Source organism: Pseudomonas sp. CFBP 13711 (assembly GCF_014842265.1).
Classification (GTDB): domain Bacteria; phylum Pseudomonadota; class Gammaproteobacteria; order Pseudomonadales; family Pseudomonadaceae; genus Aquipseudomonas.
Window position 1 is genome coordinate 33,021 of the sequence record NZ_JACYVI010000011.1, and the last position, 13,931, is coordinate 46,951.

General features: G+C 62.0%; 13 protein-coding genes. 6 read left to right on the forward strand and 7 right to left on the reverse strand.

All coding sequences use genetic code 11. From position 1 onward, the window contains the following. Positions 1 to 76: 76 nt before the first annotated feature. Genes IFT47_RS19760 through IFT47_RS19775 form a run of 4 tightly spaced genes read left to right on the forward strand, consistent with a single transcriptional unit; the run spans position 77 to position 2,985 of the window. Entirely contained in the window at positions 77 to 742 is a 666-nt protein-coding gene (locus IFT47_RS19760; protein ID WP_192172245.1) for an amino acid ABC transporter permease, read from the forward strand. After that, on the forward strand, positions 723 to 1,382 hold the full coding sequence (locus tag IFT47_RS19765; RefSeq protein ID WP_192172244.1) for an amino acid ABC transporter permease: 660 nt from the start codon (positions 723 to 725) through the stop codon (positions 1,380 to 1,382). The genes IFT47_RS19760 and IFT47_RS19765 overlap by 20 nt, the downstream gene beginning before the upstream one ends. Beyond that, a complete protein-coding gene (locus tag IFT47_RS19770; RefSeq protein ID WP_192172243.1) occupies positions 1,379 to 2,140 on the forward strand; it encodes an amino acid ABC transporter ATP-binding protein in 762 nt (253 codons plus the stop codon). The genes IFT47_RS19765 and IFT47_RS19770 overlap by 4 nt, the downstream gene beginning before the upstream one ends. Next, a complete protein-coding gene (locus IFT47_RS19775; protein WP_192172301.1) occupies positions 2,134 to 2,985 on the forward strand; it encodes a transporter substrate-binding domain-containing protein in 852 nt (283 codons plus the stop codon). Before IFT47_RS19770 ends, IFT47_RS19775 begins: the two co-directional genes overlap by 7 nt. A gap of 58 nt (positions 2,986 to 3,043) precedes the next feature. On the opposite strand, the gene IFT47_RS19780 is transcribed toward IFT47_RS19775, so the two are convergent. Continuing rightward, entirely contained in the window at positions 3,044 to 3,355 is a 312-nt protein-coding gene (locus IFT47_RS19780; RefSeq protein WP_192172242.1) for a cupin domain-containing protein, read from the reverse strand. 306 nt (positions 3,356 to 3,661) lie between these two features. On the opposite strand from IFT47_RS19780, the gene IFT47_RS19785 reads away from it, so the two are divergent. Continuing rightward, positions 3,662 to 4,792: an alkene reductase gene (locus IFT47_RS19785; protein ID WP_192172241.1), complete on the forward strand. Its 1,131-nt coding sequence runs from the start codon at positions 3,662 to 3,664 to the stop codon at positions 4,790 to 4,792. Positions 4,793 to 5,445: 653 nt separating this feature from the next. Here the strand turns inward: IFT47_RS19785 and IFT47_RS19790 are convergent. From IFT47_RS19790 to proP, 3 genes are all read right to left on the reverse strand, one after another. Further along, on the reverse strand, positions 5,446 to 6,120 hold the full coding sequence (locus tag IFT47_RS19790; protein WP_192172240.1) for an HAD family hydrolase: 675 nt from the start codon (positions 6,118 to 6,120) through the stop codon (positions 5,446 to 5,448). A gap of 92 nt (positions 6,121 to 6,212) precedes the next feature. Next, positions 6,213 to 6,455 (reverse strand): hypothetical protein, encoded by a 243-nt coding sequence (locus IFT47_RS19795; protein ID WP_192172239.1) that lies wholly within the window; start codon positions 6,453 to 6,455, stop codon positions 6,213 to 6,215. 173 nt (positions 6,456 to 6,628) lie between these two features. Next, complete coding sequence (proP, locus tag IFT47_RS19800) at positions 6,629 to 8,131, reverse strand: glycine betaine/L-proline transporter ProP (RefSeq protein WP_192172238.1); 1,503 nt, start codon at positions 8,129 to 8,131, stop codon at positions 6,629 to 6,631. Between the two features lie 399 nt (positions 8,132 to 8,530). On the opposite strand from proP, the gene IFT47_RS19805 reads away from it, so the two are divergent. Further along, positions 8,531 to 9,127: a trypsin-like peptidase domain-containing protein gene (locus tag IFT47_RS19805; protein WP_192172237.1), complete on the forward strand. Its 597-nt coding sequence runs from the start codon at positions 8,531 to 8,533 to the stop codon at positions 9,125 to 9,127. On the opposite strand, the gene IFT47_RS19810 is transcribed toward IFT47_RS19805, so the two are convergent. Genes IFT47_RS19810 through IFT47_RS19820 form a run of 3 tightly spaced genes read right to left on the reverse strand, consistent with a single transcriptional unit; the run spans position 9,128 to position 13,931 of the window. Next, entirely contained in the window at positions 9,128 to 10,336 is a 1,209-nt protein-coding gene (locus IFT47_RS19810) for an HlyD family efflux transporter periplasmic adaptor subunit (protein WP_192172236.1), read from the reverse strand. It abuts the gene before it with no gap. Beyond that, a complete protein-coding gene (locus tag IFT47_RS19815; protein WP_192172235.1) occupies positions 10,333 to 12,492 on the reverse strand; it encodes a type I secretion system permease/ATPase in 2,160 nt (719 codons plus the stop codon). The genes IFT47_RS19810 and IFT47_RS19815 overlap by 4 nt, the downstream gene beginning before the upstream one ends. After that, positions 12,489 to 13,931, reverse strand: coding sequence for a TolC family outer membrane protein (locus IFT47_RS19820; RefSeq protein WP_192172300.1), 1,443 nt, complete (start codon positions 13,929 to 13,931; stop codon positions 12,489 to 12,491). The genes IFT47_RS19815 and IFT47_RS19820 overlap by 4 nt, the downstream gene beginning before the upstream one ends.

Genomic DNA, 13,931 nt, shown 5'->3' on the forward strand with positions numbered 1-13,931 from the left:
CTTTCAGCCCCGGGACCGGCCGGTATCGATCCACCCGTCGATGGCGACAACCTCACCAACCAGGGCCAGGGTTGATATGGCGTTCGATGTTGAATTTGCCGTGTCCACGCTGCCCGCGTTCGTCAGCGCCGTCGGGGTCACGTTGCAAGTGGGCTTCATCGCCATCGGTACCTCGCTGTGCGTGGCGCTGATCAATGCCGCGATCACCGCGTTCGGCGTGCCGATCCTGCGTCCGCTGGTGCGCGTCTATGTGGAGCTGGCGCGCAACACGCCGTTGCTGATCCAGCTGTTTTTCATCTACTTCGCGCTGCCCACGCTGGGCATCCGCATCTCCGGGTTTGCCTCGGCGGTCATTGCCATGACCTTCATGGGCGGCGCGTACCTGACCGAGATCCTGCGCGCGGGCATCGACGCGGTGCCCAAATCGCAGATCGAATCGGGGCTGTCCATCGGCCTGTCGCGCTGGCAGTTGCTGCGCCACGTCATCCTGCCCCAGGCCGGGATCCTCAGCCTGCCGGCACTGTTCGCCAACTTCATCTTTCTGCTCAAGGAAACCACCGTGGTCTCGGCGGTGGCGGTGCCGGAAATTCTCTACACCACCAAAAGCTACATCGCGCTGTACTACAAAACCTACGAAATGCTCGCGGTCATGACCGGCCTGTGCGTGCTGCTGTTCGTGCCGCTGTCGCTGCTGCTGCGCCTGATTGAAAGGAGGCTCCAGCATGGCCAGTTCGGGTCTTGAATTGCTGTGGATTTCGGCGCCGCAACTGGCCCAGGGCATCGGTCGCACGCTGGGTATTTCGCTGTTGGCGATCATCTTCAGCAGCGTCGGCGGGCTGACCTATGGCGTGCTGCGCAACCTCGGCGTGCGCTGGGTCGACGGGGTGCTGCTGATCTACCTGGAGCTGTTCCGGGCGATCCCGGTGCTGGTCTGGCTGTACCTGTTCTTTTTCGGTTTGCCGATTTTTCTCGGCTGGAGCATCCCCGGTTTCTGGTGCGCGGTGCTGGTGCTGTCGCTGTGGGGCGCCAGTGAAACCGGCGAAGTGGTGCGCGGGGCGCTGCGCTCGATTCCGAAAGGGCAACGGGAAGCGGGGCTCGCGATTGGCCTCGGCCAGCTGCAACTCTACGGCCGCGTGCTGCTGCCCCAGGCGTTGCGGCGTATGACGCCGCCGCTGATCAATGTCTTCACCCGGCTGATCAAAACCAGCTCCCTGGCGGTGCTGATCGGCGTCGTCGACGTGATCAAGATCGGCCAGCAAATCATCGAGCGGACCTATGAGTCGGTGCTGATCTACGGCTTCCTGTTCGTGTTTTTCTTTCTTGCCTGTTATCCGCTCTCGGCCGCTTCGCGGGTGCTCGAGCGGCGTTGGAATCATTCATGAGCCCATTGATAGAACTGACCCGCTTCAGCAAAAAATTCGGTTCGGTGCCGGTGTTGCAAGACGTTGACCTGAGCATTCGTGAAGGCGAGGTGGTGGTGATTCTCGGCCCCAGCGGCTGCGGCAAAAGCACCTTGCTGCGTTGCCTCAACGGTCTCGAGCTCGGCCATGCCGGGCAGTACCGCTTTGCCGGTCAGGACCTGCCGGCCAACACCGATTGGCGCCAGGTGCGGCAACAGATCGGCATGGTATTTCAGAGCTACCACCTGTTCCCGCACATGACCGTGCTGGAGAACATTGTGCTCGGACCACTGAGCGTGCAGAAGCGCACACGCGTCGACGCGCAGCAACAGGCTGAGACACTGTTAACCCGCGTCGGCCTGCTGGACAAACGCGACGCCTATCCGCGCGAGCTTTCCGGTGGTCAGCAGCAACGCATCGCCATCGTCCGCGCGCTGTGCATGAACCCCAGGGTCATGCTGTTCGACGAAGTCACTGCTGCGCTTGATCCGGAGATGGTCAAGGAGGTGCTGGAAGTCATCCTCGACCTGGCCCGCAGTGGCATGACCCTGTTGATCGTCACCCACGAAATGGCCTTTGCCCGCGCGGTGGCCGATCGAATCCTGTTCATGGACGGCGGCCGTATCGCCGAACAGAGCGACCCCGAATCCTTCTTCAGCGCCCCGCAGACCGCACGCGCGCAGCAGTTCCTGGAGAAATTCTCATACGTAGAAAACATGCCAAAAAGGAAAGCATCGTGACCCTTAAATCTCCCCTCGTACTGCCACTGCTCGCCCTCGGATTGCTGGTCGGCACCGCTGCCGCCCATGCCGCCGACTCTGCCGCAGGGTCATTGGAAAAAATCAAGGCGCGAGACACGTTGATTGTCGGCGTTTTCAGCGACAAACCGCCGTTCGGGTTCGTTAACGAACAGGGCGACTACGTCGGCTTCGACACCGATCTGGGTCGGCGTTTCGCCAAGGATCTGCTCGGCGACGAGAAGAAGATCGAGTTCGTGGTGGTCGAGCCCGCCAGCCGCATTCCGTTTCTGCAGAGCGACAAGGTTGACCTGATCCTCGCCAACATGACCGTGACGCCGGAACGGGCGCAAGTGGTCGATTTCACCCACCCCAACCTGCGCGTCGCCGTGCAGGCCCTGGTGCCCGACAGCAGCCCGGTGAAGACGCTGGATGATCTGGCGAGCAAAACCGTCATCGTCACCACCGGCACCACGGCGGATATCTGGCTGACCAAGAACCACCCGGACTGGAAGCTGCTCAAGTTCGAGAAGAATTCCGAGTCGCTGCAGGCGCTGGCCAACGGCCGAGGCGATGCCTACGCCCAGGACAACCTGGTGCTGTTCAGCTGGGCCAAGCAGAACCCCGGCTACCGCGTGCTCGCACAGAAACTCGGTGAAGAAGCGCCGATCGCCCCGGCGGTGAAGAAGGGCAACACTGAACTGCGCGACTGGGTGAACACCGAACTGGCCAGCCTCGGTCAGCAGAAGTATCTGCTCTCGCTGTACAACCAGTACGTGCGCGATCAACTGGCGGCGGACACCGATCCGTCGGCGGTGATCGTTGAAGGCGGGGCGTGGAAGCCTTGATTGATCGCGAAGGGGCCCGTCCAGGCACCACCGCTTTGCAGTGATCAGGCGGCCTGGCTCAAGCGCTGCCCTCGCTTTCGATCACCAGAATCCTCGCTTCACCCAACGGGTGGGCAACGTGGGCCGTGCCGATGGAGGCGTAGAAAATATCGCCGATGTGCAGCACGGTTCTTTGCTCGACGCCGTCCTGCTTGAAGCGCATCTCCACTTGCCCGTCCAGCACCACAAAAACCTCCTGACCGTCATTCACGTGCCATTTGTAGGGCTGATCCGTCCAGTGCAGTCGCGTGGTGATGCCGTTCATGTTGGCGATGGCCAACGCGGCCCATGGGCGGTCACCGGTGAAGTCCTTGCTGCGGATGATGTTCATGGAGTGCCTGTTCAGGATGTGGGGTGTAGACCAATGAGCCCACTGGCATTGCCGAGGGTCGACCAACGTTCGATGCGCGGAATCATAAGCGCGGGACGACCGACTGCAACGGGTCGTCTGGGTAGATGAGCTCAAAAGCGCAAGATTCTGTAAGTGGCGTTGTCTGCGGCCGATGTCCGGAATCATTGCGGATCTGACATTGCCGGGTCTGCACGTGCGCTTTAGACTCCCGGCCATTCACTAGACGACTGGTCTACGCAGTGCGATCTAGCCAACACTTTCAACGACTTGAACGGAGTATCACCCATGTCCACTCAACCCTTGCTCACCCACGTCAACCTCGGTCGGCACGTGCTGAAAAACCGCATTGCCTTCCCGCCGTTGACCCGGCAGAGAAGCCTGCAGCCGGGCGATATCGCTTCGGACTTGATGGCGAGCTACTACCAGCAACGGGCGTCCGCCGGCTTCATGATCACCGAAGGCACCCAGATCGAGCCGCGCGGCCAAGGCTATGCATGGACCCCGGGCATCTACAGCGCCGAGCAGGTCGAAGGCTGGCGCAAAGTGACCGATGCAGTGCACGCAGAAGAGGGCGTGATTTTCGCCCAGCTCTGGCACGTCGGCCGTGTGTCCCATCACGCCTTGCAGCCTAACGGCGAAGCGCCGGTTGCCCCCTCGGCGATTCCGGCGGCCAACGCCAAAGCGTTCATCGAAACGGCGCCCGGCGCAGGGCAATTGGTCGTACCGCCGACGCCTCGTGCGCTGACCGTCGAGGAAATCCGCGAGCTGGTCAAGCTGTATGCCCAGGCGGCTAAGAATGCGATCGAAGCGGGTTTTGATGGCGTGGAAATTCACGCGGCAAACGGTTACCTCGTCAACCAGTTCATCTCCGAGCACGCCAACCACCGCGATGACGAATACGGCGGCTCGCTGGAAAACCGCCTGCGCTTCCTGCGCGAGATCGTCACTGCCGTCGCCGAAGCCGTAGGCGCGGACCGTCTGGGCGTGCGCTTCTCGCCGCTGTTCGCCAGCACCGACGAAGAACGCGTCTACATCGGCCTGGTGGAAAGCGACCCGCACCACACCTATGTCGAAGCCATCAAGGTCCTGGAAAACGCAGGCGTCGCCTACGTCTCCATCGCCGAAGCCGACTGGGACAACGCCCCCGAACTGCCGGACACCTTCCGCAAAGCCATCCGCGAAGCCTTCACCGGCCGCATCATCTACGCCGGCCGCTACACCGCCGAACGCGGCAACCGCCTGATCGACGCCGGCGTGGCCGACCTCATCGCCTTCGGCCGCCCCTTCATCGCCAACCCCGACCTGCCGGCCCGCATCGCCAACGGCTGGCCCCTCAACCCCGTCAATCCGGCCACGTTGTATGGCGGGACGGAAGAGGGGTATATCGACTACCCGGTTTATAACGCGGGTGAGTGAAGGCAGGGTGGTTAGCCGATTGGGGTGACGCGGAGCGTGGGAACGATCAGCGCGTCGAGTCTGGAGCCGGTTTCAACGGCCAAGATTAGTGGCGCATGAACTGGCCTCTTCCCGGCTAAAGCCGGTCCCACTAAGAGCAGCGCGTGCATTCAGCAAAATTGGGAGTGATTCGGCCTGCGAATTCCCGGCTGAAGCCGGTCCCACTAAGAGCAGTGCGTGCATTCAGCAAAGTTGGGAGTGATCCGGCCTACGTATTCCCGGCTAAAGCCGGTCCCACTAAAAAGCTGCGCGTGGCGCCATCAAAATTGATGGCGCCAGCACTGGCGTCTTCCCGGCTAAAGCCAGTCCTACCAAGAACGCGTTAGCTCTGCTTTTGATCTTCATACACAGAAGGTTCAGTCACCGCGAAACGCGACTTGGGTGCAGGCTGAACGCAGGTCTCGCGCAGTGGGCCGAGCCGCATGGATGCGGCGAGAGCGCCGTCAGGGCATGGATGCCCGTTCGGCGCGGGCCCACGGAGTGAGACCGGAGTGAAGGAACCCTGACGAAGGAAGGGCCCAACCAGGAGCACAAAGCCCTTGGTTACTTGGGGCTTTATCAAGTAACTCGCCGAAGGCGAAATGTCTGCCGTTAGGCAGACGCTCTTGATTTGGCTATTCCCGAGTAGCGATCTCATCGAGATGGTTGAGCAACGCCAGCGGATCCTCATACACCCGCAACGCCCCGGCCCGCTCCAGCTCACTCACATCGTAGCCACCCGAAAGCAACCCAATCCCCGTCGCCTTGCACCGCCGCGCCGCCAGCATGTCCCAGATCGCATCGCCGATCACCAGACAATCCTCAATCTTCGCGTCGATCTTCTTCGCAGCCGTCACAAACAAATCCGGGTCCGGCTTGCCATTCTTCACATCATCGCGCGTGATCAGATTGATCTTCTTCGGGTCCAGCCCCAACGCCTTCAAATTGATCTGCGCCGTCGACATCTCCCCACTGGTCGCGATGCACCAGGGGAAGCCCTCATCGTCCAGCGTCTTCAGCAAATCAACAGCGCCAGGCAAAGCAATGATCTGATCCTGAGTTCTCTCATACGCCTCGGCGTGCCTTTTACTCAACCGCTCGGCCTGCGCCTCGGTGATTTCCATCCCGGTTTCCCGGGACAGCATCTTCAGCATCAAACCGCCGCTCATGCCGATCTTGCGGTGGATTCGCCACATCGCCAGAGGAATGTTTTCCGAATCGAGGGCTTCTTTCCACGCCGTGACGTTCTGATAAACGCTGTCGGTCAGGGTGCCGTCGAGGTCGAAAAGAAAGGAAGTATTGGATCGCATGGTGTGGCTCCGTTGGTAAACATGTCATCCGCTGACAATGGCTAAAAATAAAAGGGACGGGCCCGGCGCTCAGGCAAGCCGCATAAAGCTGCTCAGGACAACCCGAGTGTCAGCCGTTTCAACCGCGACTCCACGACGGCGTCATAGAACTCGGAAAGCTGCTCGGCCTGCTGCGCGTCGATTCCCCCGCAGCAACGCAAACCGAGCACGAAGCCATTGGCCTGAGCGCCGCTCTTGACCACATCGATGGTCGAGCCAGAGGCGCGTATGTCGGCCAGGATCATTTCGCTTTGCGGTCGTAGCACGGGGGGCAAGTGATCAATGATGTCGGTCATGGGGAGGAGGCTGCCTTTCAGTTATCTGTCCGCCTGTCAGTGCCTGCACAGAAGCGGGTGAATGCTCATGCAAGACCTGACCGGGAGAGGGACGCAGCGGTTCAGACAAATTTGCCGAAATGGCCGCGAACGGCAGGGATACCGTCGCGGCCATCTGTTTGGATAAGCTGCTGTCAATCTATACGCGGGTGCTGCTGAACCAGGCTCTCGCGTTTGGCTTGCAACTCGGCAATCTGCGTGTCGATGTCTTCGATCTTCTGTTCGATATTGTCGTGGTGCTCCTGCAGCAGTTCACGGGCTTCGTTGAGGTCCGATGCCGCCGGCGCTGCGCCGCGCAAAGGCTTATTGGCGGTTTCCTTCATGGTCAGGCCGGTGATCAGGCCCACCACCGCGACGACCATCAGGTAGTACGCCGGCATGTACAGGTCCTGGGTGGTTTCAACCAGCCAGGCGACCACGGTCGGGGTCAGGCCGGCGATCAACACCGACACGTTAAAGGCACTGGCCAGCGCGCTGTAACGGATGTGGGTGGGGAACATCGCCGGGAGTGTCGAGGCCATCACCCCGATGAAGAAGTTGAGGATCACCGCGATCATCAGCAGGCCGGCGAAGATCAGACCCAACTGGCCGCTGTTGATCAGTTTGAACGCCGGAATCGACAGCACCAGCAGAGCGATGCTGCCGGCAATGATGAAGGGCCGACGGCCGATCTTGTCGCTGAGGAAACCAATCAGCGGCTGCACGAACAGCATGCCGACCATGATCGCGACGATGATCAGTACGCCGCGGTTCTCGCTGTAATGCAGGTTGTGCGAGAGGTAACTCGGCATGTACGTCAGCAGCATGTAATACGTGACGTTGGTGGCCGCGACCACGCCGATGCAGGTCAGCAGGCTGCGCCAGTGCTTGGTGGCGACCTCCTTGAACGACACTTTCGGGCCGTGGGCCAGGCCTTCGCGGTCACCCTGTTCGAGTTTTTCCACGTGCTGCTGGAATGCCGGGGTTTCTTCCAGGGCGTTACGCAGGTAGAGGCCGATCATGCCCAGTGGCAGGGCGAGGAAGAACGGCAGGCGCCAGCCCCATTCGAGAAATTTCTCCTCGCCGACGACGGAAGAGATCAGCACCACGACGCCGGCACCGAGTACGAAACCGGCGATCGAGCCGAAATCCAGCCAGCTGCCGAGGAACCCGCGTTTGCGGTCCGGCGCGTATTCAGCCACGAAGATCGAAGCGCCGGTGTATTCGCCCCCGACCGAGAAACCCTGGGCCATCTTCGCCAACAGCAGCAGGATCGGCGCCCAGATGCCAATCGTTTCATACGAGGGGATCAGCCCGATGGCGAAGGTGCTGAGGGACATGATGACGATGGTCGCGGCGAGGACTTTCTGTCGCCCGTATTTGTCGCCGATGGCGCCGAAGAACACGCCGCCGATGGGGCGAATCAGGAAGGGCACGGAAAAGGTCGCGAGGGCCGCGATCATCTGCACGCTGGGGTCGGCGCCGGGGAAGAAGATCTTGCCCAGTGCGTAGGCCACGAAGCCGTAGACGCCGAAGTCGAACCATTCCATTGCGTTGCCCAGGGCGGCGGCGGTGATGGCCTTCCGCATCTTGGCATCGTCGACAATAGTGATGTCTTGCAACCCGATCGGGTTGACGGTTTTCTTGCGTGATCTCATAAAAGTCCCGGCAGGTAGAGGTGTGACGTTGCGGCGATCAGTATCCCGACCAACGGCAGTCCATGCACTCCGTGGAGAATGTGTGCTGTCGTAGTAGTGGCAGACCGATCTGCATCTGATAGGTGCAGAGGGTAAATAATTCATTAACTGGCCTGGATTTCCCGAATTATCCGCAAATGAATGGTATTGATTGCGACGCAGGTCGTTGCATTATCCAAATAGGTTGGATCCAATAAGCTGAGTGCATTACCACTAGTCGGGTGGTAGTTAAACTCTATTGCCAGAGTGATGGCGCAATGACATATTCGCTCCCGTCATCCATCCTCACACACGGAAAACCAGATGCGCCCCTTCAAGTCACTTGTTGCAGCCTCAGTGCTGATCAGCGGGTGCAACGGAATGCCCACCGCTTTTACCCAGGATCCTGTCTTTGACCAAGCCTTCGTCGTCCACTCCGGTGCGCCGTTGCCCTATCTGTTGATGGGCACCGCGATCCAGTGGAATGAAGATTATGCGGTGACCGTCAAACACATCCCTTACATCTCGGGCGCGGTGTTTCAGGGGCAGGGCGACGTGCAGTTCTTCAAGCACAAGGCCGATTCCGTTCCGATGTGGCGTTCATACCAGCCGGGTGAAGAGCTCACCTCCGTGGGCTACAACTCCGCTTACATGTCGGTGAAAGGCACAGGCCATGCGCTGCCGGCGATGGTTCGCCTGGACGCAAAAGAAGGCAACGTGATGTACGGCACCCATGATGGCCCGGTGGCCAAGGGCATGTCGGGCGGTCCGGTATTCGCCGCAGATGGCAAGGTAGTGGGGATCACCGTGGCGTTGCTGACCTCCAGCGACCTGGCCAAGATCAAGCGTCCAGACCTGGCCAACCAGCCACGGATCAGCATCTTCATGCCGTACAACGAAATCAACCGCGAGTGGACCCGTTACATGGCGCAGCTCAAGCCTGCCACGCCAGCGCCGGTTCATCTCGCGGTCAACTGATCAACGCTCGCGCAGGGCTTCACGGGCGCGGTTGAGGGGCTTGATGAGGTAATCCAGCACGGTTTTTTCACCCGTGCGGATGTCCACGGTGGCGATCATTCCGGGGACGATGGCAAAGGTCTTGCCCGCCTTGTTGCGCAGCACATCCGAGTCCGTACGGATAAACACGCGGTAGTAGAAGATTTCCGGCTTGACCTCATCCTGAATCGTGTCCGGCGAGATGGTCACCACCTTGCCGTCGAGGCTGCCGTAGATCGAATAGTCGTAGGCCGTGATTTTCACTTTGGCCTGCTGCTCGGGGTGAATGAAAGCAATGTCCCGGGGCGAGATGCGGGTTTCGATCAGCAGTTGCTCATCCAGCGGGACGATCTGCATCAGCTGCCCATTGGGCGGCACGACCCCGCCGATGGTGGTGACTTTGATGTCCTTGACGATGCCGCGCACCGGCGAGCGCAAGGTCAGGCGTGACAACGAATCGCTGCGCCCACGGATCACCGCCGACAGCATCTGCGCCTCGGCATTGGCTTTGGCCAGGTCTTCGCGGGCATGCACCATGTACTCCGAACGCGCCTCGGTCGCCTTGAGCTCAAGCTCGGAGCGCTGGCGGTTCAGGCGCAGCACTTCGACCCGGCTCGACGCGCCGATCTTCGCCAGGTTCTCGGTGATGTCCAGTTCGCTGCGCACCAGCTTCAGCGAGCTTTCGATGCCGGTGAGGGTTTCGCTCAGGCCCCTGCGCCGGGCGTTGAACAAATCGGTTTCGGCGCGGCGCAGCTCCGGGTACTTATCCAGCGACGCGTCGAAGGTCAGCGGTTTCTCGCTGACTTCCGCCTGCAGCCGATTGACGCTGGCCAGCGCCGCCCGGTATTTCGCCTCGCTTTCACCGACGTTCGATTCACTCTTCACTGCATCCAGTTGCGCCAGCACCTGACCGCGCTCCACCAGCGTGCCTTCGCTGACGTTCAACTCCTTGATAATCCCGCCCTCCATGGACTGAATCAGCTGCTCCCTGGAACTGGGCACCACCTTGCCGGTGCCGGTGGACACTTCCACCACCTGAAACCAGGCCGCCCAGGCGATAAAGCACGCCAGCATCAGCGCGCAGGTCCAGATCACCCGCACGCTTCCGGTGATGCTGCGCTCGTCCTTGCCGTCGAGGTAGGTGATCTGGTCGGCGAGCCGTGGAGTTTGCTCCGTGGTCAGTGCGTTCATGCCTGCGCTCCTTGCGGCTGTCTGAGTCGGGTGAGGGCGGCGTCGCGGTGGTCATCGATGACGATGCGACCGTTGTCCAGCACGATGATCCGTTCCACCAGTTGCAGCAGGCTGACTCGGTGGGTGGCGACGATCAGCGTGCGGCCCTGACACCAGGTCGAGAGTTTTTCCAGCAACTGGCGTTCGGTGATGTCATCCAGTGACGCCGTGGGTTCGTCCAGCAGCAGCACCTGGGGCTGGCGAATCAGCAAGCGTGACAGCAGCAGGCTCTGGCGCTGACCGCCGGACAGGCCCAGACCCCCTTCGAGAATCAGGTGGTCCATGCCCTTGGGCATCTGGCGGACAAACTCCAGCGCGCCGGTCACCGACAGGGCGGCGATGATTTCCTGATCGCTGGCCTGGCCCGCGCCGAGGGTGAGGTTGTCGCGCAGAGTGCCGTGAAACAGCCGCGCCTGCTGCGACATCAGGCCGACGTCCCGGCGCAGGTCGGCCGGGTCCAGGTGAGCGAGGGAGATGCCGTCCACGGTGGTCTCGCCGCTGGACAAATCCATCGAACCCGCCAGCGCCTGCAGCAGCGTCGACTTGCCCGCGCCATTGCGCCCGAGGATGGCGACGCGCTCACCGGGCCGTATGTTCAGGTTGATACCACTCAGCGCGGGCGATGCCTCTTCGCTGTATTTGAAGCCGGCCTGACGCAACACGTAATCCCCGCGAATGGCGGGCATATGCACGCGCTGGCTGCCTTCGGGGTGATCGACCGGCATCTGCATCAGCCGGTTGAGCCCCTGCAGCGCGACTTTCGCCTGTTGCCAGCGGGTTAGCACGTGGGTCAGTTGCGCCATTGGCGCCATCATCCGCGAGGCCAGCATCGAGGCGGCCACCAGGCTGCCGGTGGTAAGGTCGCCGCCAATCACCATGGGCGCACCGAACACGATGACCACGGCAAACACCGCGCCCTGCACGTTCTGGGTCCAGGCCACCAGGCTGTTGGTCAGCGAACGCAATTTCAGGCTGCTGTCGGCAGACGCGGCGTTGTAGTGATTCCACTGCTGCTGGAAACGTTGCTCGGCCTGCAGCGCCTTGATGTCGTCCATGCCCTGCACGGCTTCCACCAGCATGGCGTTGCGCAGTGCGGCTTCGCGCATCGAGGCATTGGCCAGCCGCGCCAGTTTGCGTTGGGCAAAGACGCCGGGCAGCACCATCGCCACCAGCGCGACCAGAGGAATCAGCACCAGCGCCCCGCCAATCAGATAGAACACCAGCAAGAACAGGAAGAAGAACGGCATGTCCGCCAGCGCCGTCGCGGTGCTGGAGGTGATCAGGTCGCGGATCTGCTCCAGCTCGCGCAGCTGCGAAATGAACGAGCCGGTGGATTTCGGCCGCGCCGAATTGCGCAGGCGCAGGGCGTGGCCGAACACCAGGTCCGACACCCGCAGGTCGGCGCGCTTGCCCAGTACGTCGGTGATGCGCAGACGCATGATGCGCATGACGAAGTCGAACACCAGCGCCAGCATCACGCCGCCAAACAACACGTACAGCGTCGGCAGCGACTCGGCCGGAATCACCCGGTCGTAGACCTGCATGGAAAACAGCACGCCGGCCATGCCCAGCAGGTTGGCGACCAGCGACGCCAGCATCACTTGCCGGTAGGGGCGCAGGTCGCTGAGGACGATGCGCCGGAACCAGTGCTCGTCGTAAGGCTTGATGTAGTCGTCGGTGCGCACGTCGCTGAGGGGTTGGATGGGCCGCAGGATCACCGTGCGCAGCGCCTGCTCGGCAAGCACGGCCGGGTCGATGCGGCTTTGCAGGCCCTGATCGCCGCTGTAGGCGATGCCCAGTTCGCCTTGCTCGCTGACGCTTTCGATCACCCCGACCTGGCCGTCGCGCAGTTGCACCAGCAGCGGCGTGCGCCAGCGCGACAGGCTCTTGCGGTCATAGCGGGCGAACTTGACGCTCAAGCCCGCCTGGCGCGCCATGTAGCGAACCACTTCTTCGACACGACCCTCGCTGTTGGTGGATGCCAGGCGAATGCTTTCCGGTGACACGTCGAGGCGGTAATGCCGGGCGACGGTGAGGATGGCTTCCAGCCACGGCGAATAATCCGGACGATCGGGGCCTGCCGCAGGGGCTTCGGGGATGACGATGGTCTCGGTCATGGCAGGATCTCCACGTGCTGGATGGTGCTGTGATCGATGCCGAACGCGCGACGCAGCGCACCGCTGTTGTACAGGCAGTCGATTTGCAGGCGGCGCAGATCGGCCTGGGTGTTGGCCAGGTCGAAGCGCGACTGGTGGATTTCCTGCTCGGCGTTGAGCAGATCGAGCAGCGGCCGGGTGCCCAGTTCCAGGTACTGCCGGCCATACAACTCGCGGGCTTCGGTGATGCTGGTCTGCCGCGATTCCAGCGAGCTGAGGCGGCGCGTCAGGCCGGATGTCTGTGCCTGCGCTTCGCCCAGCCCTTGCCGCGCCAGCAAGCGGGCGGCGTCTTCGGCGGAATCGGCAGCGGTCAGCGCATAGTTGGCGGCGCGGCTGCGGGCGCTGATGGCGCCACCCTGATAAATCGGCACTTCCAGGTTGAGAAAGATCCCGGCCTGGGTGCGATTGATCCTCGAGTTCTGGTCGTCGTAGTGGTCGTCCAGATACTGGTTAATCGACGGCTGCAGCGACAGTGTCGGATAGGCTTCAGCTTTGGCCTGGGCCAGTTCGGCCTGGGCCTGGGTGCGCTGGGCCACGGCTTGCAGCACGGCGGGGAGGGCGTCTGTGCTCACGGGCGCGGTGCAGGCGTCGGTCATCGAGGGCGTGAAGGTGTCGCTGACCTGGGGCGGGGTCTGCCGACCGAGAAGGTTGGTCAGCGTCGACTGCCAGCGCGCGTACAGCGCTTTGTACTCCTGCAGCGTGGCCATGCCGCCCTCGGCGCGGGACTGCGCCTGAACCACATCGGAGCGAGTGCTCGCGCCCATGTCGCTGCGCTGTTTGGCCAGTTCGACGATGTCGCCGATGCCGCGGATCTGCTCCCGGGCGATGTCCACCAGGTGCTGGTAGCGCTGGACCTCGATGTAGGCGAACGCGGTGTCGCGGCTGACCTGATCGATGGTCAGCAGGATGCTTGCCTGGCTGCGCGCTACCTTGGCCCGGGCCGCTTCGACCGAGTTCGACACCTTGCCGAAGTCGTAGAGCATCTGTTTGAGGGAGATGCTCACCGACTGGCTGCCGTCATCGCTGCCGTAGCCGCTGGTGTAACCGCCTTTTATCCCGCCGGAGATCTGCGGGTAGTAACCGGCTTCGGCCACGTTGATGCCCTCGGCCTGTTGATACAGGGTGCCGACCGCTTCGCTGATGCTGGGGTGCCAGTCAACGGCGAGCCTGACCGCTTGTTCGAGGCCCAGGGTCTGGCTGTCTTCCTTGACCATGACCGCCCCGGGCCCGGAACGGTCATTTGTATTCCCCTTGGCATTGCCTTTGGCGCTGCTTTTGTCGCTGCCCTCAGGGCCATTGTCCTTGCGGCGCTGATCCGCAGGCGTTGCCTGCAGGCGCGAAGGGCTGATGCTGCGCAGGCCGGGATCGATTTGATCCTCCGCCAGCGCAACGGAAAACAT